This window comes from Streptomyces roseifaciens, assembly GCF_001445655.1.
GTDB classification, from domain to species: domain Bacteria; phylum Actinomycetota; class Actinomycetes; order Streptomycetales; family Streptomycetaceae; genus Streptomyces; species Streptomyces aureoversilis.
In genome coordinates this window covers 2,027,322-2,052,263 of the sequence record NZ_LNBE01000004.1, presented here as the reverse complement: position 1 = coordinate 2,052,263, position 24,942 = coordinate 2,027,322, and the positions used below count along the sequence as shown (strand labels likewise).

26 protein-coding genes are annotated in these 24,942 nt (G+C 72.9%); 9 read left to right on the top strand and 17 right to left on the bottom strand.

Translation table 11 applies throughout. The features are described 5' to 3' along the window. Positions 1-136: 136 nt before the first annotated feature. Positions 137-1,126, bottom strand: a complete 990-nt coding sequence (locus AS857_RS26455; protein ID WP_245700519.1) for an ABC transporter ATP-binding protein — start codon at positions 1,124-1,126, stop codon at positions 137-139. Then, positions 1,123-1,560 carry a GntR family transcriptional regulator gene (locus AS857_RS26450; RefSeq protein ID WP_058045725.1) on the bottom strand — a complete coding sequence of 146 codons (438 nt, stop codon included), beginning with the start codon at positions 1,558-1,560 and terminating at the stop codon, positions 1,123-1,125. Before AS857_RS26450 ends, AS857_RS26455 begins: the two co-directional genes overlap by 4 nt. 164 nt (positions 1,561-1,724) lie before the next feature. On the opposite strand from AS857_RS26450, the gene AS857_RS26445 reads away from it, so the two are divergent. The 3 genes from AS857_RS26445 (at position 1,725) to AS857_RS26435 (ending at position 5,973) form a co-directional block, all read left to right on the top strand. Further along, the gene (locus AS857_RS26445) at positions 1,725-2,819 is read left to right on the top strand and encodes a Rieske 2Fe-2S domain-containing protein (protein ID WP_063804362.1); all 1,095 of its coding nucleotides are present in this window, start codon (positions 1,725-1,727) and stop codon (positions 2,817-2,819) included. A gap of 233 nt (positions 2,820-3,052) precedes the next feature. Continuing rightward, positions 3,053-3,676 (top strand): TetR/AcrR family transcriptional regulator, encoded by a 624-nt coding sequence (locus AS857_RS26440; protein WP_058045724.1) that lies wholly within the window; start codon positions 3,053-3,055, stop codon positions 3,674-3,676. 113 nt (positions 3,677-3,789) lie between these two features. Beyond that, positions 3,790-5,973, top strand: coding sequence for an MMPL family transporter (locus tag AS857_RS26435; protein ID WP_079110639.1), 2,184 nt, complete (start codon positions 3,790-3,792; stop codon positions 5,971-5,973). 1,269 nt (positions 5,974-7,242) lie between these two features. Here the strand turns inward: AS857_RS26435 and AS857_RS26425 are convergent. Both AS857_RS26425 and AS857_RS40115 read right to left on the bottom strand, forming a co-directional pair. Continuing rightward, positions 7,243-7,797, bottom strand: coding sequence for a flavoprotein (locus AS857_RS26425; protein WP_058045722.1), 555 nt, complete (start codon positions 7,795-7,797; stop codon positions 7,243-7,245). A 376-nt stretch (positions 7,798-8,173) separates the two neighbouring features. Continuing rightward, positions 8,174-8,335 (bottom strand): hypothetical protein, encoded by a 162-nt coding sequence (locus tag AS857_RS40115; RefSeq protein ID WP_160330276.1) that lies wholly within the window; start codon positions 8,333-8,335, stop codon positions 8,174-8,176. A 137-nt stretch (positions 8,336-8,472) separates the two neighbouring features. Here AS857_RS40115 and AS857_RS26410 point away from each other — a divergent pair, with 137 nt between their 5' ends. Continuing rightward, a complete protein-coding gene (locus AS857_RS26410) occupies positions 8,473-8,838 on the top strand; it encodes a hypothetical protein (RefSeq protein ID WP_144440898.1) in 366 nt (121 codons plus the stop codon). On the opposite strand, the gene mshD is transcribed toward AS857_RS26410, so the two are convergent. Beyond that, on the bottom strand, positions 8,835-9,758 hold the full coding sequence (gene mshD / locus AS857_RS26405; RefSeq protein ID WP_058045718.1) for a mycothiol synthase: 924 nt from the start codon (positions 9,756-9,758) through the stop codon (positions 8,835-8,837). The genes AS857_RS26410 and mshD overlap by 4 nt on opposite strands. A gap of 132 nt (positions 9,759-9,890) precedes the next feature. Between mshD and AS857_RS26400 the strand changes: the two genes are divergently transcribed. Continuing rightward, entirely contained in the window at positions 9,891-11,696 is a 1,806-nt protein-coding gene (locus AS857_RS26400; protein WP_058045717.1) for a bifunctional metallophosphatase/5'-nucleotidase, read from the top strand. A gap of 59 nt (positions 11,697-11,755) precedes the next feature. Here AS857_RS26400 and AS857_RS26395 read toward each other — a convergent pair whose 3' ends face one another. Both AS857_RS26395 and AS857_RS26390 read right to left on the bottom strand, forming a co-directional pair. Next, on the bottom strand, positions 11,756-12,163 hold the full coding sequence (locus AS857_RS26395; RefSeq protein WP_058045716.1) for a YidB family protein: 408 nt from the start codon (positions 12,161-12,163) through the stop codon (positions 11,756-11,758). Positions 12,164-12,248: 85 nt separating this feature from the next. Then, on the bottom strand, positions 12,249-13,109 hold the full coding sequence (locus tag AS857_RS26390) for a helix-turn-helix domain-containing protein (RefSeq protein WP_058045715.1): 861 nt from the start codon (positions 13,107-13,109) through the stop codon (positions 12,249-12,251). Between the two features lie 136 nt (positions 13,110-13,245). On the opposite strand from AS857_RS26390, the gene AS857_RS26385 reads away from it, so the two are divergent. Continuing rightward, a complete protein-coding gene (locus AS857_RS26385) occupies positions 13,246-13,716 on the top strand; it encodes a hypothetical protein (protein ID WP_058045714.1) in 471 nt (156 codons plus the stop codon). 151 nt (positions 13,717-13,867) lie between these two features. Here AS857_RS26385 and AS857_RS26380 read toward each other — a convergent pair whose 3' ends face one another. From AS857_RS26380 to AS857_RS26345, 8 genes are all read right to left on the bottom strand, one after another. Continuing rightward, entirely contained in the window at positions 13,868-15,259 is a 1,392-nt protein-coding gene (locus tag AS857_RS26380) for a sensor histidine kinase (protein WP_058045713.1), read from the bottom strand. Further along, positions 15,256-15,981, bottom strand: a complete 726-nt coding sequence (locus AS857_RS26375; RefSeq protein WP_058045712.1) for a response regulator transcription factor — start codon at positions 15,979-15,981, stop codon at positions 15,256-15,258. Before AS857_RS26375 ends, AS857_RS26380 begins: the two co-directional genes overlap by 4 nt. 59 nt (positions 15,982-16,040) lie before the next feature. Continuing rightward, positions 16,041-17,141, bottom strand: coding sequence for a S1C family serine protease (locus AS857_RS26370; RefSeq protein ID WP_058045711.1), 1,101 nt, complete (start codon positions 17,139-17,141; stop codon positions 16,041-16,043). Between the two features lie 150 nt (positions 17,142-17,291). After that, positions 17,292-18,179 (bottom strand): JmjC domain-containing protein, encoded by an 888-nt coding sequence (locus AS857_RS26365; RefSeq protein ID WP_058045710.1) that lies wholly within the window; start codon positions 18,177-18,179, stop codon positions 17,292-17,294. A gap of 32 nt (positions 18,180-18,211) precedes the next feature. Further along, complete coding sequence (locus AS857_RS26360) at positions 18,212-19,081, bottom strand: JmjC domain-containing protein (protein WP_058045709.1); 870 nt, start codon at positions 19,079-19,081, stop codon at positions 18,212-18,214. A gap of 123 nt (positions 19,082-19,204) precedes the next feature. Continuing rightward, positions 19,205-19,405 carry a hypothetical protein gene (locus AS857_RS40110; protein WP_058045708.1) on the bottom strand — a complete coding sequence of 67 codons (201 nt, stop codon included), beginning with the start codon at positions 19,403-19,405 and terminating at the stop codon, positions 19,205-19,207. A 199-nt stretch (positions 19,406-19,604) separates the two neighbouring features. Then, positions 19,605-20,093 (bottom strand): hypothetical protein, encoded by a 489-nt coding sequence (locus tag AS857_RS26350; RefSeq protein ID WP_058045707.1) that lies wholly within the window; start codon positions 20,091-20,093, stop codon positions 19,605-19,607. A 79-nt stretch (positions 20,094-20,172) separates the two neighbouring features. Continuing rightward, positions 20,173-21,222, bottom strand: a complete 1,050-nt coding sequence (locus AS857_RS26345; RefSeq protein WP_058045706.1) for a helix-turn-helix domain-containing protein — start codon at positions 21,220-21,222, stop codon at positions 20,173-20,175. Between the two features lie 147 nt (positions 21,223-21,369). Between AS857_RS26345 and AS857_RS26340 the strand changes: the two genes are divergently transcribed. Next, positions 21,370-21,591 carry a hypothetical protein gene (locus AS857_RS26340; RefSeq protein WP_144440897.1) on the top strand — a complete coding sequence of 74 codons (222 nt, stop codon included), beginning with the start codon at positions 21,370-21,372 and terminating at the stop codon, positions 21,589-21,591. 63 nt (positions 21,592-21,654) lie between these two features. Further along, entirely contained in the window at positions 21,655-21,879 is a 225-nt protein-coding gene (locus AS857_RS26335) for a response regulator transcription factor (RefSeq protein ID WP_058045704.1), read from the top strand. 31 nt (positions 21,880-21,910) lie between these two features. Here the strand turns inward: AS857_RS26335 and AS857_RS26330 are convergent, their stop codons facing one another. After that, entirely contained in the window at positions 21,911-22,936 is a 1,026-nt protein-coding gene (locus tag AS857_RS26330) for a LacI family DNA-binding transcriptional regulator (protein WP_058045703.1), read from the bottom strand. Between the two features lie 24 nt (positions 22,937-22,960). Then, complete coding sequence (locus AS857_RS26325) at positions 22,961-23,737, bottom strand: response regulator transcription factor (RefSeq protein ID WP_058045702.1); 777 nt, start codon at positions 23,735-23,737, stop codon at positions 22,961-22,963. Between the two features lie 241 nt (positions 23,738-23,978). Here AS857_RS26325 and AS857_RS26320 point away from each other — a divergent pair, with 241 nt between their 5' ends. After that, a complete protein-coding gene (locus tag AS857_RS26320; protein ID WP_079110637.1) occupies positions 23,979-24,842 on the top strand; it encodes an alpha/beta hydrolase family protein in 864 nt (287 codons plus the stop codon). Positions 24,843-24,942 lie beyond the last annotated feature (100 nt).

Genomic DNA, 24,942 nt, shown 5'->3' with positions numbered 1-24,942 from the left:
ACGAGGCCTGCCCGGTCCCGTGCCGGGCGGGCGAAGTGCCCGGGCGGGGCTGCCGGGGCGGCAGGCGCAGCCGGGGCTGCCGGGGCGACCGGGGCGGCTTGGCGGCCGGAGCCGGTACGGGTGGCGGCCGCCGGGCTCACGCGACCGCCCGCGGCGGGCGTGACGGGCCCTGCGCGCGCGGCCGGTGGGGCGTGCGCGGCTCCGCGCTGGGGGTGAGGAGCGCGGGGGCGCCGGGAGCCCGCAGGTGGGCGAGGAGGAGCTCCTCCAGGGAGGGTTCGGCGGCCCGCCACCGCTCGGGGACGGGGCCGTCGGGCCGGACGAGGGCGGTCAGCTGCCGCCCCGTGGCGCGGGCCTCCACGACGGTGTGGGTGGCGAACTCCCGCGGCAGGTTCGGGCCTTCGTGCCGGCCGACGAGGACGGCGTGCGCGGCGAGCAGGTCCTCGACCTCGCCCGCGAGCCGGACGCGGCCGTCGGCCATCAGCAGCAGGTAGTCGCAGATCCCGTCGAGCTCGGCGAGGACGTGGGAGGCGATCACGACGGTGGTGGCGTGCTCGGCGGCCTGGCCCATGAGGGCGGTCGTCACCTCGTGCCGCGCGAGCGGGTCGAGGTCGGCCATCGGCTCGTCGAGCAGCAGGAGTTCGGGCCGCTTGCCGAAGGCGAGGGCCAGGGCGACGCGGGTGCGCTGACCGCCGGAGAGGTCGCCGACGCGGGCCGTGGACGACAGTCCGCCGTCGGCGACCGTACGCTCGGCCGCCGCCCGGTCCCAGCGGCCAGGGTTGAGCTCGCGCCCCATGCGGAGGGTGTCGGCGATCGTGAACTGCGGGAAGAGCGGCTTGTCCTGGGAGAGGTAGGCGATGCGGGGGCGGACGTCCGCGGAGCCGGGGCGGCCCCCGAAGACGGTGAGGGACCCCGCGGTGGGGCGGCGCAGCCCGGCGGCGAGCGACAACAGCGTGGACTTGCCCGCGCCGTTGGGCCCCACGAGCGCGCAGACCCGGCCCGCGGGGAGGCGGAAGGAGCAGTCGTCGAGCGCCCGGCGGCGCCGGTACTTCACCCCGAGGCCCACCGCCTCCACGGCGGTCCGCTCGGGCTGGAACGTCATCCCGGTCATGCCGGTCACCCCCGTCATCCGCTCCCCTTGTTCGTCTCGTACGGGCCGCCGTGCCCCGCGCTCCCCCCGGGCCCGTCGTACCCCTCCTCCAGGACGGAGGCGAGCAGCGCCGCCACGTCCTCCCGGTCCAGGCCGGCCTCGCGGGCGCGGTGCATCCAGCCGGTCAGCTCGGCGCGCAGGGGCGAGTCGGCGGCGGCCTGCGGGCGGGCCAGCGAGCGCCGCACGAACGTGCCGAGCCCGGGGCGCGCCTCGACCAGGCCCTCGCGGTCGAGCTCGCGGTAGGCCTTGAGGACGGTGTTGGGGTTGATGGCCGTGGCCGCGACGACCTCCTTGGCCGTGGGCAGCTTGTCGCCGGGCGCGAGCAGGCCCAGGCGGAGGGCCTGTTTCACCTGCTGGACGATCTGCAGGTACGTGGCGACCCCGCTGCGCCGGTCGATGCGGAACTCGACCACGCGGGCCCCTTTCACTACTTGACTAGTGAAAGGGTGCGGGATGGGGCGGCGGCCTGTCAAACGGGGGCCGGCGCCATCAGCCATCGGTCAGTGGCCTGTCAGTGAGCCGGGCCACAGTGGCCTTGACATATGCGCCAGGCAGAGCGAAATCCAGGGGGAGAGACGTGATACCCAACCAGTGGTACGCGATCCTGCGGTCGCAGGACGTGAGGACCGACCGGCCGACCGGCGCCCGCCGCCTGGGGAAGGAGCTGGTCGCCTGGCGGAACCGCGCCGGCCGCGTGGTGCTGCAGGACGCGCGCTGCCCCCACAAGGGCGCCAGCCTCGCCCGCGGACGGCTGTACGGCGACTCCATAGGCTGCCCGTACCACGACTTCCGCTTCGGCGCCGACGGCGCGTGCGAGCTCGCGCCGTGCCTGGGGCCCGGCGCCCGCCTCCCCCGGTCGATGCGCATCGGCACCCACCCCGTGCGCGAGCAGAACGGGCTGGTGTGGATGTGGTGGGGGCAGGACCTGGACGTCTTACCGGAGGTGCAGGTGCCGCCGGAAGTGGCCGACAAGCCCGCGCTGTACGCGACCTCCACCTGGAGCCAGCCCGTCCACTACACCCGCTACATCGAGAGCCTCCTCGACTTCTACCACGTGCCGGTCGTGCACCGGGACCACTGGTTCAACTACGCGGACTACATGGGCTGGGGAGGGACGCTGAAGAAGCTCGGCCTCGACGGCCGCAGGCGCTACATCGCCATGACGAAGGTCGAGAAGAGCCGCCTGGAGGTCGACGGGACGACCCTGCGGCACTACTTCGAGCTGTGCCAGCACGACGATCCCACCAACCGCAGCTTCCTCCGGGTGACGTTCACCTTCCCCGGCATGGTCCACATCCACGCGCTGCCCTTCGACGTGACGATCTGGATGACGCCGATCGACGACGGCAACACCCAGGTGCTGTTCCGCTGGTACGAGGACGAGCGGATGAAGAACGTCCTGCGCTTCCCGGCGGCGCGGCGGATCGTCCCGAGGCTGGCCCTCTTCGCGCAGAAGCGCGTGCAGGAGGTCCAGGACATGAACGTCGTCAAGAGCATCGAGCCGCGCGCCACCGGCCGCGGCGTGAACCGGTTCGTCGCGGCCGACGAGCTGAACGCCAAGTACGTCGTGATGCGGGACCAGCTGATGAAGGAGGCCGCCGCGGCGACGGCCGGGGAGCGGCCGCCGGCCGAGCTCGTCGCCGACGGGGCGGCGGCCGCGGCTGCCGAGTGAACTCCCGCGCGTGGGGCGCGTGGGCGGTGTCGCGCGCTCTGTGACGCACCTTCGCGCCGGGATGGGCGGCAGGCGACTGCGGCCTACCGGTGACGCGCGAGGTGTCGACGGCCTTACCGTGGGTACGCATAGGGCGAACGCCCAAGGCAATCGCCCAAGTTGACCGACCCGTCGACCGGCCGACCCATCAGCCCCCAGCCGTACGCACGGACGGAGAACGGAGAGACGGCACGATGACCCCCACCTCGGCGGAACGCGGCCAGGAGACCCGGGCACGGCTGCTCGGCGCCGCAGCGCGGCTGGTCGTGGAGGAGGGGTGGGGAGCGGTGACCACGCGGAAGGTGGCCGCGGCGGCGGGGCTGCGCCCCGGGCTCGTGCACTACCACTTCGACACGGTCACCGACCTGCTGGTCGAAGCGTCCCTGGAAGCCTCCCGGCGGGAGATCGGCAAGGTGATCGCCCTGCTGGAGCAGGCCGCGGAGGGCCCCGCGGGGACGCCGGAGGCCCTGGCCGCCCTCGCCCGGTACCCCAGCGACGCGTCCACGGCCGTCCTCGCCGGCGAAATGGTGCTGGCGGCCACCCGCAACAAGAAGATGCGCGACGGCCTGGCGGAGCTCACCGGCCGCTGGCGCACCGCCGTCGCCGCATGGCTGCGGGCGCACGGCAACACGGCCGACCCCGAGGGCACCGCCCTGGTCCTCGGTGCGGCCGTCGACGGTCTGCTGCTCCAGCGCCTGATCGAGCCCGCCCTCGCCGCGGTGCCGCTGGACGGCCCGCTGGCGCGGCTCACCGGTATCACCTGCACCACCGACGCACCCGGGCGTGCCGGCGGCCCGGACGGCTCGGACACCACCTGAGTCTCCGTGTGCGCCGTGGCCTCCCCCGCACGCGGCGCACACGGTCCCTGCCCGTCGCCCTCCGGTCGCCGCCGTCCCGAAGCCGACCAGGAACAGGAAGAGGCACCAGGACCATGCCAGAAGACGTCCTCCACCCGTCCGGGGAACGCACCGGTCCCGACTCCGGCCGTAACAGCCGCAGCGGCCGCAGCGGCCGCAAAGGGTTCCGAAGGTTCCGGAGGGGGTTACCGATCGGCCTGATCACCGGCCGCCGGTCCAAGTACGGGGTGATCGTCGCCTGGCTGATCGTGCTCGTCGTCGCGGCGGGGTTCGCCGGCAAGCTCTCGAGCGTCGAGAAGAACGACCTCAAGTCGTCCCTGCCGAACAGCGCCGAGTCCACGCGCGTCTTCGACACCCAGGCGAAGTTCGGCTCCCCGTACACCGTTCCGGCGGTGGTCGTCTACGAACGGCCCTCGGGCCTGACGGAGGCGGACAAGCGGAAGGCGGCGGCCGACGCGAAGGCGTTCGGGGCGCGCAAGGACCTGGAGGGCCCGGTCACCGGGCCGGAGATCTCCGAGGACGGCAAGGCGGCACAGACCACCGTGCCGCTGAACCTGGGGCCCGACTACTTCAGCAAGGTCGGCGACCGCGTCAAGGAGATGCGCAGGACCGCACGGGACGGCGCCCAGGGCATGGCGGTCCACATCGCGGGCCCCGCGGGCAACACCGGTGACCTCAGCAAGGCCGTGAGCGGCATCGACACCACGCTCCTGGCCGCCACGCTGCTCGTGGTGATCGTGATCCTGCTGTTCACGTACCGCAGCCCCGTGCTGTGGCTGATGCCCATCATCTGTGCCGGGGTGTCGCTCCAGATCGCCGAAGCGGTCATCTACTTCCTCGCCAAGCACGGGGGGCTGACGGTCAGTGCCGACGGCGCGGGCATCCTGACCATCCTCGTCTTCGGCGCGACCACCGACTATTCGCTGCTGCTCATCGCCCGCTACCGCGAGGAGCTGCGCCGGCACGAGGACCGGCACGCGGCCATGGAGGAGGCCCTGCGCCGCTCGGGCCCGGCCGTCATCGCCAGCGCCGCGACGGTCGCGGTCGGCATGATCTGCCTGATGCTGGCCGACATGAACTCCACGCGGGGGCTCGGCCCGGTCTTCGCGGTCGGCATCGTCGTCGGCGCCGCGGTGATGCTCACGCTCTTCCCCGCGCTGATGGTCGCGGTGGGCCGGTGGATCTTCTGGCCGGCCAAACCGGAGTACGGCTCCGGGAACACCGTCGACACCGGCCGCTGGCTCGCCGTCGGCAACCGCATCGCCCGCAGGCCCCGGACGACCTGGGTCGTGACCGCCCTGATCCTGGCCGCGGCCGCCGCCGGCATGGTGCAGCTGAACTCCCACGGCCTGACCGACCAGCAGGCGTTCACCACGCACCAGGACTCGGTCGCCGGGGAGAAGGTCATCGACCGGCACTTCGACGCGGGCCTCGGCAGCCCCGTCTTCGTCACCGCCAAGGCCGACCGGGCGGAGGCCGTGCGCACCGCCCTGATGTCCGTACCCGGCATCGACCGCGGGTCGGTGGGCCCGCCCATGACCAAGGGCGGCGACGCCCTGCTCTACGCCACCCTCACCGACGCGCCCGACAGCAAGGCCGCGTTCCGCACGGTCGAACGGGCCCGCACGGAACTCCACGCCGTCCCCGGGGCACAGGCCCGGGTCGGCGGGAACACCGCGCTGAACCTCGACGTCAAACAGGCCACCAAGGACGACCGCGCCCTGATCGCCCCCATCGTGCTCCTGGTCGTCCTGGTGATCCTGGTGCTGCTGCTGCGCGCCGTCGTGGCATCGCTGCTGCTCATCGCCACCGTCGTGCTCTCCTGCGCCACCACGATCGGCGTCAGCGCCCTGGTCTTCCGCCACGTCTTCGGCTTCGGGGCGGAGGACAACTCCTTCCCGCTCTACGTGTTCGTCTTCCTGATCGCGCTCGGCATCGACTACAACATCTTCCTCATGACCCGCATCCGGGAAGAGGCCCTCAAACACGGCACCCGCCCGGCCACCCTCACCGGCCTGGCCGCAACCGGCGGCGTCATCACCTCCGCAGGCGTGGTCCTGGCCGGCACCTTCGCCGTCCTGGGCACCCTCCCCCTGACCCAATTCGCCGAACTGGGCTTCGCCGTGGCCTTCGGCATCCTCCTGGACACCTTCATCGTCCGCTCGGTCATGGTCACGGCCCTCAACCTGGACGTGGGCCGCCACATCTGGTGGCCCAGCGCCCTGGCGAAGAAGGAGGACTTCCCGGCCGCCCCGTGAGGCGGACGTCCCCGCCCAGGGCGAGGCGGTCAACACCGTCACCCCGCCTCGCCTCGCAAGGCTGCCCGGACCGCGCCCGCTCCCCTGAATGCCGCCGACACCGAGCCGGGGACAGACACAGAGTCACGGGCACCGGCCGCGGCCCGGCAGCATTCCCGGCACAGCTCCTCCTCCGCCACCGGCCGGAACAGCCGTGGCTGGACGTGGTCCCCCCTGCATTCCCTCATATCGGCCACACGGGAGGACACCGCACCGCCGGGCACGCCTTGGGGCTCCGACGCTCGCTGCTCTGCGAAGGTGGGGACCAGCGGCATCTTACGGAGCAACCGGTCCCGGACCAGGCCCGCCGGGTGGTGGACGACCCCCGGGAGATGGGCGGTCAGTGCCTCGCGGAAGGCCGCCATCGGCGCGCCCCGCAGGAACCACTCCCCAGCCAGTGGTGCCAGCCTGGCCACGTCCGGCGCCGACAGACGCAGCCGCCGCTCACTACGGGATACCACTGCCAGCGCCTGAGCCCCGCGTTCGACCAGGGAGGCAGGTGGCTCAGGCAGTGCCTCGGCGGCCGGGGAGGGAGGGTGGAGGTTGTTCTCACCGTTGTTGTCTTTGGGGAGACGGCCGACGGGCCGACCTGTCGGCTCACCGGCGGCCGGAATCCCGTCCGTCGGCCGCCCGTCCGGCACACGGCCGTCCCACACAGCGATCGCCTCCGTCGCGGACAGAGGCACGCTGGAGACCAGCTGGGTCGTCGCCCACCGTCCGGTCCGGCCCTGACGCCGCCACTCGTGCAGGTAGCCCTCGGCAAGGAGTTGACGCTTCGCCCGAATGAACGCAACTTTCTTGATCCCTGCCCGCTCCGCCGTCTTCGACAGTGCTTCGTTCGCACCGTCCGGAAGCGATAGCTGCCAGGTCAGCAGACGGACGGCGTCGGATGACAGACGCGGGTGGCGAAGAATCTCATTGGAGACCTGCGTGAAGAAGGACGCAGGAGGGATAGCATGCCTGAGCATTCCTGAGGAGGGCTTTCTCCTTGCGGGTGCAGACCCCCGGGCCCGGTGTTGCTGCACCGCCGGGGGTCGCCTCGTTTCCGTACGAAGCAACCCGATGCGCGCACCGTAGCCCGATGACGCAGGCGGGCACACCACGCGATCCAAGTCCCTTCCCCACGGGGTGAATCGCGCAACTTATCGGCTGGCTCGCCTGCTCCCGTGCTCTACGCTGCCATCCCGCCGATCCAGGCCGGCGTGCCCTGCCCCCAGCCCGCAACTGCGGTCAGGTCACCAGACCCTCCACGGCATCCAGTGCGAGGTTCCACGGATACGACGGGCGCCGTTCATCACCCGTGCCCGGTACGTGGGGCGTCCATTCCCCTTCTCCGTACAGCGCTCGGACGCCAGTGCCTCGCAGCGTTTCCACGGCACGTCGCGTGGCGGGGTGGGAATCCAGGGCCGTCGACCAGAAGGGAAGGGCGACCACGGGCAACCCCAGCCCGACGGCCTCGGCGACCAAGCCGAGGGCGTACGTGTCGGCGATACCGGCAGCCCATTTGTTGGCGGTGTTCATCGTCATCGGCGCTACGACGACGGCGTCCGCCGGAGGGTTGCGCTTCTCCTCTCCGGATCGGCGCCAAGCGCTCCGCACCGGCCGGCCCGACGCGGCCTCCAGAGCGGGCCGGTCGACGAAGTCACCGTCGGCGGCGGCCGGGGTGGCGATCACGCACACGTCCCAGCCGCGGGCCTTCGCTGCGACCACCAAGCGCACGGCGTCCACGGCGGGGCCCGCCGCACAGATGATCAGGTACAGCACCCGGCATGGGCCCGTGCTCATACCGCCACCTGCGCCCTCGACGCCAGGGACCGCAGCACGGGCACCCGGCCACCTCGATCCCGCATCAGCAATTCTCCGATCAGCCCCCGGACCACGGGGCGGGACCGTACCTCCTCCGGAGCCTCCTGCAGGTCCGGCAGGCTCCTGGCCACGGTGGAATAGCGGCACCGCTGAATCTGCCGCTTTGCCGAAGCAGATGCCCGCGCCAGAGCCTCGGTGGTGCTGAGCTCTGCCCGGCAGCCCGCGGCGCCTGTCAGGACGGTCCGCAACCGGTCCAATGGATCGGCCCTGGTCCGGGCGAGGACCTCGTCGGGAGAGGACGGAACACTCACCGCACCGACCGCGGCAAGCGAGCAGGTCACGAAGTCGCGTCTCTTCACAGGACCATCGTGCGGCGGGCCCGCCGGACCGAGACCGCCAGCTTGAAGCCCAGCTCGCGAGCCATGCCCTCGAACGCCTCGGCGAACTCCTCCTGCGTGTGCAACCCCTGAGCAACTCGGGCCCGTACGAACAACGGATTCCCCGGCATGTCCGCCATGGCCGCCTCCCCGGTGCGTTGCTGCTCACGGTAGCCCGCTGACCGCTGCGCCACTGGGAAATGTCCTGCGATATGTCCGCCCGGGCGTCCGCGGATCCGGCCTGGTCCACGGCCGCGCCAAGCGATGTTCTGTTGACATGAGAACTCCGGTCGCCGAAGAGCCCACCCCGTCCGCCTCTCACCGGCACAACGGGGGCGACCCCATGACCGCCGTCTCCCGGTGGCTGTCCCGTGCGTCGTACGACCCTGCCACCACCCTCGCCCTCTGGGCGGCCGGTGAGACGGCTCCCCTGCTGGTCGGGCGGGAGTGGAGGCTCGTGCGGATCGACTTCACTCCGGCGACCGCCGCCGTCACCGGGCTCAGGGCCCGGGGGCGCCACATCGGCCCCTACCTGATGGGCGGCGCGGAACATGCCATGTGGTGGCTGCTTCCGCTCGGCGAGGACGGCGCCGCCGAGCTCCGCGAGGCCCTGGAAGCCGCCCGCGCCGCCGGGACCCCCTAGCTCTCCGTCCGGTACATCAAGTCCGTTTCGTGGATCTGGAAGCCGAGGCCCTCGTAGACCGCCACTGCGGCCGCGTTGTCGGCGTCCACGTAGAGCATGGCCGTGGGGAGGCCCTGGGCGGCCAGGTGGCGGAGGCCGATGGCGGTGAGGGACTTGCCGAGGCCGCCGCCCTGGGCGCCCGGGGCCACGCCGAGGACGTAGACCTCGCCGAGGCCCTCCTCGGCGTGGACCTTCGTCCAGTGGAAGGCGACGATGCGGCCGTCCTTCTCGGCGAGGAAGAACCCCTTGGGGTCGAACCAGTCCGCGGACTTGCGGTCGTCGAGGTCGCGCCGGCCGAGCGAGCCCTGCTCGGGGTGGTGGGCGAAGGCCGCCGCGTTCACCGCGAGCCACTCCGCGTCGTCCTGGCCCGGCCGGAACGTCCGGACGGTCACCCCGGGGGGCAGCACCGGCTCGGCGAGGCCGAGGTCGTGCAGGGGGCGCCGCATCTGGCGGAGTTCGCGGAAGAGGCTCAGGCCGAGCACCTGCGCCAGGTGCCGCGCCGCCGGGTGGCCGCCGTGCGCCCAGATCCGCAGCCGCTTGCCGGACTCGTGCAGCAGCGCCGAGCCGAGCGCCCGCCCGTGCCCGCGCCCCCGGAAGGAGGGGTGGACCACGAGCTCGCCGGCGGGCGCCTCGACGGGGTCGCTGTCCTCCAGCTGCCCGTAGCCCACGAGCTCCCCGTCGTCCGTGCGGAGCAGCACGTGCCGCACGCCCGGCCGCCGGCCCTTCAGCTGCAGCCGTCCCTGTTCGGAGACGGCCGGCTGCCCGTCGACCGCCGCGGCCTCCGTCACCAGCCGCAGCACGTCCTGCGCCACCTCGGGCGGGAGTTCCTCCAGCACCTCGACCGACCGCTGACCGTTCGCGTTGTTCGTGACGTCGCTCATGGTGCGAGCCTACGACGCGGGTGACGCCGAATCGTCACAGCCAACCCTGCTGACGTTCTACGCGGGTTGATCTAGGCTGCCGCAGACCATTCCACCCACCTCTCACTCGCAAACATGCATAAAGGGGAACACATGCACGCGACGCCGCCACGCAAGCGCCTGGCGAGACGGCTGACCGCGACCGCAGCCGCGCTCGCCGCCACCGCCGGTGTCCTGGCCACGGCCGCCCCGGCCGACGCCCTCTCCTACGGCCGTACGGGCCGCACCGTCGACGTACAGCTGCTCTCCTTCAACGACCTCCACGGCAACCTGGAGCCGCCGCAGGGCTCCTCGGGCACCGTGACGGAGGCCCAGCCGGACGGCACGACGAAGGCCATACCCGCCGGCGGCATCGAGTACCTCGCCAACTCGCTGCGCTCCGCCCGCAAGGGCCACGAGTACTCGATCACCGCGGCGGCCGGCGACATGGTCGGCGCGAGCCCGCTGATGACCGGCCTCTTCCACGACGAGCCGACCATCGAGGCGCTCAACAGGATCAAGCTGGACGCCACCTCCGTCGGCAACCACGAGTTCGACGAGGGCCGTGCCGAGCTGCTGCGCATGCAGAAGGGCGGCTGCCACCCGAAGGAGGGCTGCTTCGAGAAGGGCAAGACCTTCAAGGGCGCCGACTTCCCCTACCTGGCGGCCAACGTCACCGACGAGAAGTCCGGCAAGCAGATCCTCAAGCCCTACACGGTGTGGAAGCACAAGGGCGTGAAGATCGGCATCATCGGCCTCACCCTGGAGGGCACCCCGGACGTCGTCACGGCCGAGGGCGTCAAGGGCCTGAAGTTCGCCGACGAGGTCGAGACGATCAACAAGTACGCCAAGGAGCTCGACCGCCAGGGCGTGAAGTCGATCGTCACCCTCATCCACGAGGGCGGCATGCCGGCCTCGGGCGCGTACAACTACGACTGCGACACCCCGGGCGCGGGCGCCGGCATCTCCGGCGCGATCGTGGACATCGCGAAGAAGGTCACGCCGAAGGTGGACGCCCTGGTCACGGGCCACACCCACCAGGCCTACGCCTGCACGATCCCCGACCCGTCGGGCGCCCCGCGCACGGTGACCTCGGCCGCCTCCTTCGGCCGCGTGTTCACCGACACGACGCTGACGTACGACCGCCGGACCAAGGACATCGTCCGCACGACGGTCAAGAGCCCGAGCGCGAAGAACCACGTCGTGAACCGCGAGCAGCCCAAGGCCGCGGACATGACCAAGCTCATCGACCGCTGGAAGACCCTGGCGGCTCCGGTGGCCAACAAGCCCGTCGGCTACATCACCGCCGACATCAACGGCCGCGGCTCCGAGGCCTACGAGAAGCCGCTCGGCGACGTCATCGCCGACGCCCAGCTGGAGGCCCTGTCCCCGGCGGACAAGGGCGGCGCCCAGATCGCCTTCATGAACCCCGGCGGCATCCGCTCCGACCTCGCCTTCAAGGCGTCGGGCGGCGAGGGCGACGGCGTCGTGACGTACGGCGAGGCGTTCACCGTCCAGCCGTTCACGAACATGATGCAGACGAAGACCCTCACCGGCGCGCAGGTCATCGCGGCGCTCCAGCAGCAGGTCAGCGGCCCGAACGAGGCTCAGCCGAAGATCCTGCAGATCAGCAAGGGCCTGACCTACACCCTGGACCTGACGAAGAAGGGCGCCGACCGCGTCCCGGCCGCGTCGGTCAAGCTGAACGGCACCGCCGTCGACCCGGCGAAGTCCTACCGCGTCGCGGGCAACGAGTTCCTGATGGGCGGCGGCGACGGCTTCCCCGCCTTCAAGGAGGGCACCGACAAGCGCGTCGGCGCGTCCGACCTGGACGTCTTCAACGCGTACCTGACGGCCCACTCGTCGAAGGGCGCCCCGCTGGCCCCGCCGGCGGCGGACCGCATCACGGTCGTCAAGTAACCCCGTGATCCCGTGATCCCGAGGACGGCCCCGGCGTGTGCCGGGGCCGTCCGCGTCTCCTAGGACTGCTGCCGGATCAGGTCCTCCAGCGACCCCTCCGGCACCTCGCCGGCCGGGGTCAGCTTGTCGACCGCCTCCGGCAGGGTCCGGGCGAGCTCGTCGGCCGCCTCCTCCGGGGTGACGCCCGCCTGCTGCGCCACGTGGTCGAGCGCCTGGTACGGCAGGGCCTGGGCCACCTCGGGGCCGCTGACCTCCTGGTTCGCCCCCTTGCCGACCCACGAGTCGGTCTTCTCCCCCAGGCCGCCCTCCTTGAGCGTGTCCAGCAGGGCGCCGAGGGGGTTGCTGCCCGCGCCGTGCGTGCCGGCGCCGCCGAGCGAGGTGAGGAGCGCGCCCAGCAGGTTGCCGCCCTTGCCGCCCGCACCGCCGCCGAGCAGCCCTCCCAGCAGGGCACCCAGGTCGTTGCTCATCGCTGCCGCCTCCTCGATCGCCTCATGACGAGAGCCTTACCCCCGGATGCCCGCACCAGGGGCCGGGCTCTGCAGATTCACCCGTTCACCTGCCCTCCAGGGCGCGGACGATGTCCAGGATCAGGTCCCGGGACCTCCGCTCGTCCAGGGCGACGGACTCCATGCGGTCGAGCACCATCCGGTAGCGGTCCAATTGCGCCGCCGCGTCCACCAGTTCCGAGCCGTGCTCGCGGTCGACGTGCACGGTGTCCAGCTGGGGCACCGGGCCGACCGCGAACAGCGTGGACTGCCCCGAGCCGGGGAACGCCCCGGCGTCGAAGGGGATCACCAGCACCCTGATGTGCTCGCGCTCGCTCATGGCGAGGATGTGCCGCAGCTGCGGCCCCGCGACGGGCGGGCCGCCGAAGCGCATGCGCAGGGCGGCCTCGTGGACGATCGCCGTGTACGGGGTGGGGTCGTCCCGGTAGAGGACGGCCTGCCGCTTGATGCGGTGCGAGACCCGGTGCTCCACCTCCGGCGGGGACAGCGGCGGCACCACCTGGCGGAAGATCTCGCGGCAGTGCTCGGCCGTCTGCAGCAGCCCCGGCAGGTGGGCGACGTACGACGCGCGCAGGGCCGCCGCGTGGTGCTCGAGTTCGGCCAGGTCCAGCAGCCCGGCCGGGAGGATCTCGCGGTACTCCTCCCACCAGCCGCGCTTGCGCTCGCCGGCCATCTCGATCAGGGCCGCGACCAGCGCTTCGTCGGAGCACGAGTAGTTGCGTGCCAGGGCGCGCAGGCGCTCGGCGCTCACTCCGTAGCGGCTGGCCTCGATGTTGCTGATCTGCGCCTGGTTGGTGCCCAGGAGGCGCCCGGCCTCGGTGGACGTCAGTCCTGCGCGCTCGCGCAGCTTGCGCAGTTCGGCACCGAGGCGGAGTTGACGCGCCGTCGGGCTGCTCCTCACCGGCATCTCTCGCCTCTCCCGCACGTCACCCACATGGGTGTTTACCGAAGTAGTTCTGCCGACGCCGCTAAATACCTTTGGCCGGGCGGCGTACGGTGGTGAGCAGCGCCACTCACCTGCTCGCCTCGTCAGAGGAGCCAGCATGGCCACGGTATCGCCGCAGACCCCTTGGTCGTACGCCCTCGACCTGCCCCACGACCCGCGGTCCGCCCGCGCAGCGCACTCCGTAGCGCATTCCACGGTCCGCACCGTCCTGGAGGCGTACGGGCTGGACGAACTCATCGACGAGGCAGGGCGGTTGGTGGAGGAGCTGCTCACCTCGGGCTACCGGGGCCCGGGGGCCGCCACGTCGCTCCGGCTCACCCACCTGCCGCCGCTGGGGGTCGGGATCACCGTGTCGTACGGCCGGGGGCGGGAGGCCGCGGCGGTCGCGTGGTCGTCCCGGTTGCGGGGATCGCATGACATGCCGGTCACGCTAGACGGCGCGGTCGGTCCGGCAGGGGCGGAGCGTCCGGGATCCGCCGGAAATGGTGGCGACCGCACCGGTATTGACGGGCAGGGCCACGCAATCACGCGTTCGTCTGCGCCTTGCGCAACACACCCACAAAGCTGAAGGCCGGAGAACCCTCTGCCTTTTGACTCGAAGACAGAGGGCCGGATCACCACGCCACCCATTGAACAGACCGTACGGTCTGTGTTTGGGTGTGCAGCGGCAGCCGTGCCAGGAGGGGAGCACGGCGGCCCGCAGCGCACGGCGGCGGGACCTACAGCGTCGGCGGCGCCACCGGCGCGCCCGGCAGCCGCACCGAGGCGACCGTCCCGCCGCCCTCCGCCGGCCGCAGGGCCACCTGGCCGCCCGCCTGCTGGACGGTGCGGGCGACGATGGACAGGCCCAGGCCGCTGCCCGGCATGCTGCGGGCGGACGGGGAGCGCCAGAAGCGGTCGAAGACGTGCGGGAGTTCGTCGGGGGCGATGCCCGGGCCGTGGTCGCGCACGGTGAGCTCGCCGGTGGGCGAGAGGGCCACCTCCACGGCGCCGCCCGGCGGGCTGAACTTCACGGCGTTGTCGAGCAGGTTGACCAGGGCCCGCTCCAGGGCCGCCGGCTCGGCGCGCACGTACCAGCTCTCCAGATGCACCCGGAAGGTCAGTCCGGAGCCGCGCAGCCGGGCCCGTTCCACCGCTCGTCCGGCCGCCTCGTGCAGGGCGATCACCTGGACGGGGCCGCTGCCGGGGTCGGCGTCGGGGCGGGAGAGCTCCTGCAGGTCGCCGATGAGCGCGGCGAGTTCGGTCATCTGCGCGCGGACGCTGGCGAGCAGCTCCTTGCGGTCCTCGGGCGGGATCTCGCGGCCGGTCTCCTCGCTGCGCACCAGCAGGTCGATGTTGGTGCGCAGCGAGGTGAGGGGGGTGCGCAGCTCGTGCCCGGCGTCGGCGATGAGCTGCTGCTGCCGGTCGCGGGAGGAGGCGAGGGCGGCGGTCATGGCGTTGAAGGAGCGCGAGAGGCGGGCGATCTCGTCCTCGCCCTCGACAGGGATGCGGACGGCCAGGTCCTCGGTGCGGGCGATGTGCTCGACGGCGCCGGTGAGCCGGTCGACGGGCCGCAGTCCGGCCCGGGCGATCCATGCGCCGGCGGTGGCGGCAAGGAGGACGCCCACGCCGGCGGTGACGGCGAGGACGGCGGCGAGCGCGTTCAGGGGCCGGTCGATCTCGCTGAGGGGCTGGGCGATGGAGACGGCGGTGCCGGGCACGGGCCCGGGCGAGGTCGCGACCCGCATTTCCGTGCCGTCCTGGGCCTGCGCGTCGTGCAGGGTCCGGCCCTCCCGCCCCTGGGCGACGAGGAGGTCACCGGGCTCCACCGTGATGGGGGACTTGCCGATCGTGCTGCAGACGAAGCCCTCGCCGGTGATGATCTGCACGGTGTAGGGGCGGAAGAGGGTGGACGGGCCGGTGGGGACGGAGCCGCAGTTGCGCAGCAGCGTCTTGACCGTGGCGTCGTCGGCGCGGACGCTCGTCAGCGTCGTGTCCCGCTGGTGCTCCAGCTCCTGCCGGGTGACCAGCCAGCACGCGACGGCCGCGGCGGCCACGGCCACGGCCACGGCGGCCGCGGTCAGCAGCGCCAGCCGGGAGCGGAGCGGCAGCCGCTGGAATCTCGCGATCATTCGGCGCCGTCCGCCCTGAGGACGTAGCCCACTCCGCGGACGGTGTGCACGAGGCGCGCCTCGCCGCCGGCCTCGGTCTTGCGGCGCAGGTACATCACGTACACGTCCAGGGAGTTGGACGACGGCTCGAACTCGAAGCCCCAGACGGCCTTGAGGATCTGCTCGCGGGTGAGGACCTGCCGGGGGTGGGCGAGGAAGAGCTCCAGCAGCGTGAATTCCGTACGGGTCAGCTCGACGGGCCGGTCGCCGCGGGTGACCTCGCGGGTGTCGAGGTTCATCCGCAGGTCGGCGAAGGAGAGCGTGGCGGAGGCGGCGGGGGCGGCCGTCGCGTAGGCGCTGCGGCGCAGCAGGGCGCGGATGCGGGCCAGCAGCTCGTCCAGCTCGAAGGGTTTGACGAGGTAGTCGTCGGCGCCGGCGTCGAGGCCGGTGACGCGGTCGCCCACGGTGTCGCGGGCGGTCAGCATGAGGATGGGCACGGTGACGCCGGAGGCGCGCAGGCGGCGGGCGGCGGTGAGGCCGTCCATGCGCGGCATGAGGACGTCCAGCACGATCAGCTCCGGGTCGAAGGCGGTGACCTTGGCGACCGCGTCGAGCCCGTCGACGGCCTGCTCGGTGGCGTACCCCTCGAAGGCCAGGCTGCGGCGCAGGGCCTCGCGTACGGCGGGCTCGTCGTCCACGATCAGGATGCGGGCGGGCTGGTCGCCGTGGTCGGCGGGGCTCATCGGCTTACCTCACGGGTGCAGGGGGTCAGGGCGCTTCTCAGCCTCGCACGGCCGTGCGCTCAGCTGTCGCCGCCACCCGCCCGGAGCTTGGCGAGGTCCGCCTTGACGGTGTCGACGGGGATGGCGAAGCCGAGGCCGACGCTGCCCGCGGAGTCGCCGGACCCGGTGGCGGAACTCGGGGCGTACATGGCCGAGTTGATGCCGATGATCTCGCCGTTCATGTTGATGAGGGCGCCGCCGGAGTTGCCGGGGTTGAGGGAGGCGTCGGTCTGGATGGCCTTGTAGGTGGTCTTGGAGGAGCCGGTGTCGCCGTTGTACTGGTTGCCGCCGAACTCGAAGGGCCACTGCGGGACGCCGCGGCGCTGCCGCTCCTGCCCCTGGCCCTGGCCCTGCTCCTTGGAGACCGTCACGTCGCGGTCGAGGGCGGAGACTATGCCGCTGGTGACGGTGCCGGTGAGGCCTTCGGGGGAGCCGATGGCGACGACCTCGTCGCCGACCCCGACCTTGCCGGAGTCCCCGAGCTTGGCCGCCTTCAGCCCGCTCGCCCCCTGCAGCTTGATCAGCGCGAGGTCCTTGCCGGGGTCGGTGCCGACGACCTTGGCGGTCTTGGTGCTGCCGTCGCTGAGGACGACCTGCACGGTGTCGGCGCCCGCGACGACGTGGTTGTTGGTGACGATCTCGCCGTCGCCCGTGATGATCACGCCCGAGCCGGTGGACTGGCCGCTGGTGGTCGAGGCCTTGATCTCGACGATGCTCGGGCTCACGGCCTTGGCCACGGCGGCCACTCCGCCGTTGCTCCTGGAGGAGGCGTTCTGGACGGGCGTGGACTGGCTGACGCGGTCGGCGCGGCTGGTGAGCTCGCCGACGAGGGCGGCCGAGCCGCCGCCGACGACCGCGGCGACGATGGCCACGGCGGCGAGCAGCGCCACGGGCTTGCGGGCGCGGTGGCCGCCGCGCGGGGCCGGGGGCTGCGGGACGGGCTCGGCGAACCCGGCGTACGGAGGCCGGCCGCCGTCGCCGCCGCTGCCCGCGCCGTCACCGGGCCAGACGGTCACCCCGCCGGCGGTGGTGACCGGCTGCTGCGGCGGGTACGCGGGGGGCTCCGGGTACGAGGAGTGCTGCGGGTCCTGGGCGCCGTAGGGGCGGGTGCTGTCCGTCATGGGCACGACTCTGCTGCCCGGAGATGAGAACTGTCTGAGGGAGCACTGAAAACGGGCCGAGAAGTCCGTTCGTTCCGTATAAGGCTCCCGGCACGGCCACGGCCCCCGGCACGGCCACGGCCCCCGGCACGGCTCGCCGGCCCGCGCCGGCTACGGGAGGGCGCCGGACTGGGAGCACCGCATCACCGTGCGCGCCTGCTCGACCAGCTCCTCGGGGGTGATCGTCTCCAGCGTGCGGCGGCAGTGGGCCAGCAGGGCGTCGGCGGCACCGGCCAGGTCCGCGTCGCCGAGGGGGCGGTCCCCGAGGTCGGGCCCGTCCTGGAGGAGCGCCTGGAGGAGGGCGTAGAGGTGGGCGGTGCCCGCTTCGCGGACGGTCAGGGACAGGTGCGCGGACGGGCTGTCGCCGACGGCGCTCGCGCGGTGGGCGAAGCCCCGGGGCACGTAGAGCACCTCGCCGGGGCGCAGCACGGTGTCCAGCAGCAGCTCGCCGGGGTCGCCGTCCTCGCGGCTGGGCTCCCAGTTCCCGTCGGCGGGGCCGCCGTGCACCCGCCAGCGCTTGGCGCCGCTGATCTGGATCGCCAGGACGTCGGCGTCGTCGCGGTGCACGGGCCGTCCCTGGGTGCCGCCGGGGGTGAGGAAGAAGAACGCCTCCACCTGGCGGCCGAGCTCCTTCCCGACGCCCCGGGCCAGGGCGCGCACGCCGCCGTGCCACTGGTCGACGTAGCGCAGGAGGAGGGTGGCCCGTTCGTCGCGGATCAGCGCGCGCACCGCGGCGGCGTCGGCGTAGTCCTCGACCACCTCGCCCAGGACGACCCGGGGGAGGCAGAACCGGTGGGCGGGGAGCTGGCCCTGCTCGTGGACGAGGTTGACGTAGGGCGCCTTGAGCAGCCCGTGGTCGAGGAGGCCGTCCAGCTCGGCGGTGGTGAGCACGTCGACGGGGGGATCGTGCGGGCGCAGGACCGCGGGTGCGGTGCGCCAGTGGGTGGTGAGGAACTGCCGGCTGTCCGCCACGCAGCGTTCGAGCCAGTTCACGGTCACGTCGGGTCGCTCTCCGTCGGGTCGGGGGTGGTTCAGGCCGTGGGCCGGCTGCTGTGGGCGCTCAGGCGCGCGGCGTCCACGAGGGATTCCGGCGTCGTGCCGGCCAGCTGCGCCCGGAAGTGGCCGAGGAGCTCGGCCGCGGTCCTGGTGAGCTGTTCGTCGTCGAGCGGACGGGCGGGCAGGGCGAGCCCTGCGGCGAGCCGTGAGCCGAGTTCGGCGCGCAGGTGGCCGGTGCGGGCCTCGCGGAGAACGACGGTGAGGTGGACGGAGGGTGCGGAGCCGGTGGCCTCGGCGGTGTGGGCGAAGCCGTTCGGCACGTAGAGGACCTGGCCGGGCTCGACGACGGCGTCGAGCAGCACCGGGCCGGGGTCGGCCTCGGGCACCGGCTGCCAGTGGGCGTCGGCGGGGCCGCCGTGCACCTGCCAGCGCTTGGTGCCACTGAGCTGGATCACGAGGACGTCCCCGTCATCCCGGTGGACCGCGCTGTGGTGCCCGGGGTGGGAGCGGAAGACGAACGCCTCGGCCAGCCGGCCGAGCCGGGCGCCGATTCCGGCGGTGAGGGCGCGCACCGGGGCGTGCCACTGGTGGACGTAGCGCAGCTGGAGGGTGGCGTGGTCGTCGTCGAGGAGCGACCGGACCCGCGCGGGGTCGAGGCAGCCGTCGAGGCGGCGGCCCGCGACGAGCCGGGGCGGGCAGTACTGCTCCTCGGGGACCGGTCCCACGGCGGTGTAGAGCGCGGCGTACGGGACGCGCAGCAGCCCTCCGCCGATGAGGCCGTCGAGGTCGGCGGTGCTCAGGACCTCCGTCGGCGGGTCGGCCGGGCGCATCAGCGCGGGCCCCTGCCGCCAGTGGGTGTGCAGAAAAGCCGGCACGTCCTCGACGCAGCGTTCCAGCCAGTCCATGGCTTGCGCTCTCTCTCCTTCTTGCGGGGTGCGCGCTCCGTACGGTCCTGTGCGGGGCGCCGGGGCCCTCCGGTGTGCCTGACCGGCCGGAGGGCCCCGTACGGCGTTCCTCGTCCGTCGGGCTCAGATGACGTCGAGCGGGCAGCCGCCGCAGGAGGCCTCGACCTGGGTGCCGGAGGTGGAGGCGGAGGAGGAGGCGACGGCGTTGGGGGCGAAGATCGCGCCGCCGACGACGGCCGCGACGGCGACGGAGAGCGCCGCCTTGCGGGTCAGCGTGGTGCGCTTCGGCTGGGCGTCGGCCAGGGCTGCGGTGTTGCGGTCCATGGGAATGCTCCTTCTGCTGCTGTTGCCGGGTGGGATGAAGTGCGAGGCGGCTCTGGGGGGGGTTGCCGCCTCGCTGTGCTCAATCCTGGAGCGGACCGGTGCGCCGCGACAGTCACGTCTTCACGGTTCCGGACCGGCGGTACCGGGCGTCAGGGACCGGGCGTCAGGGACCGGGATTCCGGGTCGCGCTGACGGTGCATCAGAGTCCGGAGTGCGGGCCCAGTGCGAGCCGGATGTCCCGGGATTCCCGGGAGGGCCGGGAGCGCGTCGCGTACCCCCCGGGCACGTAGAGCACCTCCCCGGCGCGCAGCCGCAGCCCCGGCCCGGCGCCGCAGGCGGCCGTGACCGCGGCGGGCCGGGCCGGGGGCAGGAGCTGCCATCCGCTGCTCCCGTCCTGCTGGAGGACCAGCAGGCCGTAGGGCACGGCAGCCGGTTCCGCGGCCGGGCGCGCGGGGGCGGGCAGCGCCGCCACGGGGCAGCCGAGCCGCTGGGCGAGTGCGTGGGCCAGGTCGCCGGGCGGGCGGTCCCAGCCGTCCGGCCCGGCGTGCTCCGGCCACAGCAGCCCGGGGCGTCCGGCCTGGTGGATCCGGACGAAGAGGACCAGCTCGGACAGCAGGCGGGCGTCCGCCTCCGATCGCCGCGGGCAGCGCCCGGCGCGTGGTCCACCCGGGGTGGGCAGGCCCGTCATGGTGTTCCTCCCTCTGCCGCGGACGCGGGTGCCGCGGCGGCGCCGAGAACACTGCCGAGGCGTCAGAGGGGCGGGAAAGTCACGGCTTTGCGCCACAGGGCGGGGCCGCCGGCGCGGCCGGGTCCTCCAGCAGTCCCTGCCGGGCCGCGGCCGCGCCGGCCTGGAAACGGCTCTCGGCGGACAGCTGCTCCATGATGTCGGCGATGTGGCGGCGCGTGGTGCGCAGCGCCATGCCCAGCCGGCGGGCGACCGCCTCGTCCTTCAGGCCCGCGGCCAGCAGCTGCAGGATGGTGCGGTCGAGTTCGCCGGAGACCTTGGCGAGCCCGTCGTCGGCGGCGTTGGAGAACGGGGTGGCGGCCTCCCACGTCTGGTCGAACAGCCGGCACAGGTAGGCGACGGTGTTGGGCTCGCGGATGACGACCGCGCCCCAGGAGCCGTCGGCGGTCGGCAGGAACGCGGCCTCCCGGTCGAAGACGATGATGCGGCCGAAGAGTTCGTGGCTGGTGCGGTACTGGCCGCCCAGGGCGGAGGCGGCCGCCACGTAGGCCTGGCTGGGGCCGTGGAACCGCGCCGTGTGGTGGTACAACGTGCGCAGCCGCACGCCCCGTTCGAGCAGCGTCCGGTCCCGCAGCAGGGCCTCCTCCATCGCCTCCGGCACCCGGGAGCCGCCGCCGGGCTGGCTGGCCAGCACCTCTTCGCGGCAGTGGCCGGACATCCGGGTGAGGAGCGTGCGGACCTCCGGCAGGGTCGGGATCACCTCCAGGCCGCCGGCGCTCCCCGCACCGCTCCGGTACGCGGACGCGAAGCGCTCCGCGTCCGCCCGGATCCTGGCGACCTGGAGCTGCTGCTCGCGGATGCGGGCCTCCAGCTCGGCGATCCGGGGCCCCGCGGCCGCCTCCGGTGCCACGGCGCGCTCCCACGCCGGGTCGCAGGCGGTGCGCTGTATCAGCCCGGCCGCGCGCAGCCGGGTCAGCGCCGCCTCGGTCCGCTCCGGGCCCATGCCCAGGCCGGCGGCGGCCGCCGGGACGTCGACGCGCTGGTGCTCCAGCACCCAGGCGTACAGCGCCAGGTCCGCCTCGTCGGCGTCCGGCTCCGCACGACAGGCTTCATCCTGTCGGGTTTCTCCCATTACGCCCCCCTGCTTCATGTTGCCATGCAACTTGGTGAGGTAAGTGATCCATTGCCGTCAGGATACGGACCGGAGAGTCTCTTCCTGTCACCGAAAACCGCACTGACCTGCAAGGGTCAACCGCCCTTGCACCCCTGGGAGATCGCCGTGAAGCGCACCTTGCTGACTGCCGCCGTCACCTCGCTGCTCGCCTTCGCGGCACTCGCGCCCGACGCGGCCGCCGCCCCCGCCCCGGCGGAGGAGCGGGCGGCGGTGTCCGCCGCGGAGGGCGAGCACCCTCCGGTCCTCAAGCTGCCGACGACCCCGCGCTGCACCCACTGCGGCGGCCCGACCGACACGTCCTGGGGCGGCTCGACGGGACAGCACTGACCCCGCCGCACCCCTTTCCCCCGTTTCCCCCGTCCGCGCCCGTCACCCCGCTGGGAGAGCCGCATGAACGCCGAAGCACCCGCCCTCACCGGCCGCGAACAGCAGGTGCTCCACCTGCTCAGCAGCGGCGACACCATCTCCTCCATCGCCCGCCAGCTGCGCCTGAGCCCGCACACGGTCGACACGTACCTGCGCCGCCTGCGCACCAAGACGGGTGCCGCGAACCGCACCCAGCTCGCGGTCTACGCGGTCCGGCACGGGCTCACCGGCCACCTCGCGCAGTCCTGAGCGTGCCGCCCGGAGCGCCGGCGGCGAACCGTCAGCCGCCGCAGCCGCAGGAGCGCCGGATCACCAGCGCCGACGGGAACTGCTTCAGCCGCTCGCGGCGCGTGCCCACCACCCGCAGCGAGTCGTCCAGGACGAGGTCCACCGCGGCGCGCGCCATGGCCTGGCGGTCGGAGGCGACCGTGGTCAGCGGCGGGTCGGTGAGGGCGGCTTCCTTGACGTCGTCGAAGCCGGCGACGGCGAGCTCGCCGGGCACGTCGATGCGCAGCTCCCGCGCCGCCCGCAGGACGCCGATCGCCTGGTCGTCCGTGGCGCAGAGCAGCGCCGGCGGGCGGTCGGGCCCGGAGAGCAGCTCCAGGGCGACCTTGTAGGCCTCGTAACGGTTGTACGGGGCCGGGAAGAGCCGGCCCTCCAGGGACTTCCCGGCCTCCCGCATGGCGCGGCGCCATCCCTCGACGTGGTCGGTGACGGGGTCGCCGATGGTGGGGGTGCGCTCCGTGCCGCCGAGGCAGGCCACGTAGGGGTGGCCGTGCTCCAGCAGGTGGCGGGTGGCCAGCTGGGCGCCGCCGACGTCGTCCGTGACGACGGCCACGTCGTCGATGGCGTCGGGGCGGCGGTGCATCAGGACCACCCGGGCGTCCCAGGCGTCGATCTCCGCGGCCGCGTGCTCGCTCGGGCCCTGGCTGATGAGGATCAGGCCGGAGACCCGCATGCCCAGGAAGGCGCGCAGGTAGTGCACCTCGCGCTCGTCGAGGTAGTCGGAGTTGCCGACGAGGACCATCTTGCCGCGCTCGGCCGCGGCCTGTTCGACCGCGTGCGCCATCTCGGCGAAGAAGGGCTGGCGGGCGTCCGGGATGATCAGGCCTATGAGGTCCGTGCGGCGGGACGCCATCGCCTGGGCGACCCGGTCCGGCCGGTACCCCAGCTCCTTGATCGCGGCCAGCACGCGCTCGCGCGTGGCCGGTGCCACCGGCCTCGGTCCGTTGTTGATGACATAGCTGACCACCGCGGTCGACGTCCCCGCCAGTCTCGCCACATCGTCCCGCGTCACCTTGGCCACGCGCGGAAGTCTACGCGGGTCCACTCACCGCTCGGCCGGGCGAGCGGCCCCGCTCTTCGCGGCCTCCGGCTCCTCCGTCCGCTGCGCCTTGGCGGAGTCCTTCGGCTTGCCCTCGCCGGGGTTGTCGACCTTCTCGGGCACAACGAACCGATATCCGACATTCCGCACGGTGCCGATCAGCGACTCGTGCTCGGGCCCGAGCTTCGCCCGCAGCCGCCGCACGTGCACGTCGACCGTGCGGGTGCCGCCGAAGTAGTCGTAGCCCCAGACCTCCTGCAGCAGCTGGGCACGCGTGAAGACCCGGCCCGGGTGCTGGGCGAGGTACTTCAGCAGCTCGAACTCCTTGAAGGTGAGGTCCAGCACCCGCCCCTTGAGCTTGGCGCTGTACGTGGCCTCGTCGACGGAGAGGTCGCCGGTGCGGATCTCCATGGGGCTGTCGTCCGTCGAGATCTGCTGGCGGCCCATCGCCAGCCGCAGCCGCGCCTCGACCTCGGCCGGGCCCGCGGTGTCGAGCAGGACGTCGTCCACGCCCCAGTCGGCGGTGACGGCCGCGAGGCCGCCCTCGGTGACGACGAGGATCAGCGGGCAGCCCGGCCCGGTGGAGCGCAGGAGCTGGCAGAGGCTGCGCACGTGCGGAAGGTCACGCCGGCCGTCGATCAGTATGACGTCGGCACCGGGGGTGTCCACGAGGGCCGGGCCCTCGGCGGGGGCCACCCGCACGCTGTGCAGGAGCAGGCCGAGCGCCGGGAGCACCTCCGTCGAGGGCTGGAGGGCATTGGTCAGGAGCAGCAGGGAACTCATCGGCTGCCACCCGCCTCACTGGTCGTACGGTCCTTGCGGACCCGCGCGCTTCGCTCGCCCATGACGTCGGTTCCTCCTCGGTCCCTGCGAAGGGGTACCACCCAGGGCCTGGCTCTGGGGGAGAGTGCGGCACTGCTTCGTACGGTTGCGTGCGTCCCAGCACTTGTCTCAGCACATGAATGCACAAAAGGACCCGGGGGCTACTCTGCCCGGATCCTCTCTGCCCAGCAGAATAGCCCACATGACTTTCGGAGGTCCGGACGATTTTGCACGACCTTGTGTTTCGTCGATCACTTCGAGTGGTCATCGCATCGCGCTCTTGACAGCCGACGGTGTCCGGGTGGAGGCGGCGTACGAGCCCCGTACGGGATCGCGGACGCCTCCGCAGGACACCCCCGCGGTGGTGCTCGCACACGGCTTCACCGGAGCCCTCGACCGGCCCGGGCTGCGCCGGGCGGCGCGGGTGTTCGCCCAGCGTGCGGCGGTGATCACGTTCTCCTTCCGGGGGCACGGCGGCTCGGGCGGCCACTCCTCGGTCGGCGACCGCGAGGTGCTCGACCTGGCCGCGGCGGTGCGCTGGGCACGCTCGCTCGGGCACGAGCGGGTGGCCACGGTGGGCTTCTCGATGGGCGGCTCGGTGGTGCTGCGGCACGCCGCGCTCTACGGCGTGGAGCAGCAGGTGGAGTACGGGGAGCACGCGGGGCGCACGGACGCACACGCCGACACGGTCGTGGCGGTAAGTGCGCCATCGCGTTGGTATTACCGCGGTACCGCACCCATGCGGCGGCTGCATTGGGCGATCTCACGGCCCGCGGGGCGGCTGATCGCGCGCTACGGGCTGGGGACGCGGGTCCAGGCGGAGGACTGGGACCCGGTCCCGCTCTCCCCGGTGGAGGCGGTCCCGGTGATCGCGCCCCGGCCGCTGCTGATCGTCCACGGCGACCGGGACGCGTACTTCCCGCTCGACCACCCGTACGCCCTCGCGGGCGCGGGCGATCCACGGTTCACGGAACTGTGGATCGAACGGGGCTTCGGCCATGCCGAGAACGCTGCGGACGGTGCCTTGCTGGCACGGATCGCGGACTGGACGACTGCCCGGCTGTGACAGGACCGGGCTGCGGCCCGGTCCGGCACCGCCGGTCCGCCACGTCGTGGCTGCGCGCCGCTGCGGCGGGAAAGACCTGAGAGGCCCTGCCTCTCAGGAC

Excerpts from the sequence above, each read along its gene's own strand:
- AS857_RS26435 (WP_079110639.1), top strand. The coding sequence starts at position 3,790 with ATGCCAGAAGACGTCCTCCACCCGTCCGGGGAACGCACCGGTCCCGAC.
- AS857_RS26455 (WP_245700519.1), bottom strand. The coding sequence starts at position 1,126 with ATGACGGGGGTGACCGGCATGACCGGGATGACGTTCCAGCCCGAGCGG.
- AS857_RS26375 (WP_058045712.1), bottom strand. The coding sequence starts at position 15,981 with ATGAGCCCCGCCGACCACGGCGACCAGCCCGCCCGCATCCTGATCGTG.
- AS857_RS26350 (WP_058045707.1), bottom strand. The coding sequence starts at position 20,093 with ATGACGGGCCTGCCCACCCCGGGTGGACCACGCGCCGGGCGCTGCCCG.
- AS857_RS26335 (WP_058045704.1), top strand. The coding sequence starts at position 21,655 with ATGAACGCCGAAGCACCCGCCCTCACCGGCCGCGAACAGCAGGTGCTC.
- AS857_RS26425 (WP_058045722.1), bottom strand. The coding sequence starts at position 7,797 with ATGAGCACGGGCCCATGCCGGGTGCTGTACCTGATCATCTGTGCGGCG.
- AS857_RS26370 (WP_058045711.1), bottom strand. The coding sequence starts at position 17,141 with ATGACGGACAGCACCCGCCCCTACGGCGCCCAGGACCCGCAGCACTCC.
- AS857_RS26410 (WP_144440898.1), top strand. The coding sequence starts at position 8,473 with ATGAGAACTCCGGTCGCCGAAGAGCCCACCCCGTCCGCCTCTCACCGG.
- mshD (WP_058045718.1), bottom strand. The coding sequence starts at position 9,758 with ATGAGCGACGTCACGAACAACGCGAACGGTCAGCGGTCGGTCGAGGTG.
- AS857_RS26320 (WP_079110637.1), top strand. The coding sequence starts at position 23,979 with ATGACTTTCGGAGGTCCGGACGATTTTGCACGACCTTGTGTTTCGTCG.
- AS857_RS26385 (WP_058045714.1), top strand. The coding sequence starts at position 13,246 with ATGGCCACGGTATCGCCGCAGACCCCTTGGTCGTACGCCCTCGACCTG.
- AS857_RS40110 (WP_058045708.1), bottom strand. The coding sequence starts at position 19,405 with ATGGACCGCAACACCGCAGCCCTGGCCGACGCCCAGCCGAAGCGCACC.
- AS857_RS26345 (WP_058045706.1), bottom strand. The coding sequence starts at position 21,222 with ATGGGAGAAACCCGACAGGATGAAGCCTGTCGTGCGGAGCCGGACGCC.
- AS857_RS40115 (WP_160330276.1), bottom strand. The coding sequence starts at position 8,335 with ATGGCGGACATGCCGGGGAATCCGTTGTTCGTACGGGCCCGAGTTGCT.
- AS857_RS26325 (WP_058045702.1), bottom strand. The coding sequence starts at position 23,737 with ATGAGTTCCCTGCTGCTCCTGACCAATGCCCTCCAGCCCTCGACGGAG.
- AS857_RS26400 (WP_058045717.1), top strand. The coding sequence starts at position 9,891 with ATGCACGCGACGCCGCCACGCAAGCGCCTGGCGAGACGGCTGACCGCG.
- AS857_RS26360 (WP_058045709.1), bottom strand. The coding sequence starts at position 19,081 with ATGGACTGGCTGGAACGCTGCGTCGAGGACGTGCCGGCTTTTCTGCAC.
- AS857_RS26380 (WP_058045713.1), bottom strand. The coding sequence starts at position 15,259 with ATGATCGCGAGATTCCAGCGGCTGCCGCTCCGCTCCCGGCTGGCGCTG.
- AS857_RS26395 (WP_058045716.1), bottom strand. The coding sequence starts at position 12,163 with ATGAGCAACGACCTGGGTGCCCTGCTGGGAGGGCTGCTCGGCGGCGGT.
- AS857_RS26440 (WP_058045724.1), top strand. The coding sequence starts at position 3,053 with ATGACCCCCACCTCGGCGGAACGCGGCCAGGAGACCCGGGCACGGCTG.
- AS857_RS26390 (WP_058045715.1), bottom strand. The coding sequence starts at position 13,109 with ATGCCGGTGAGGAGCAGCCCGACGGCGCGTCAACTCCGCCTCGGTGCC.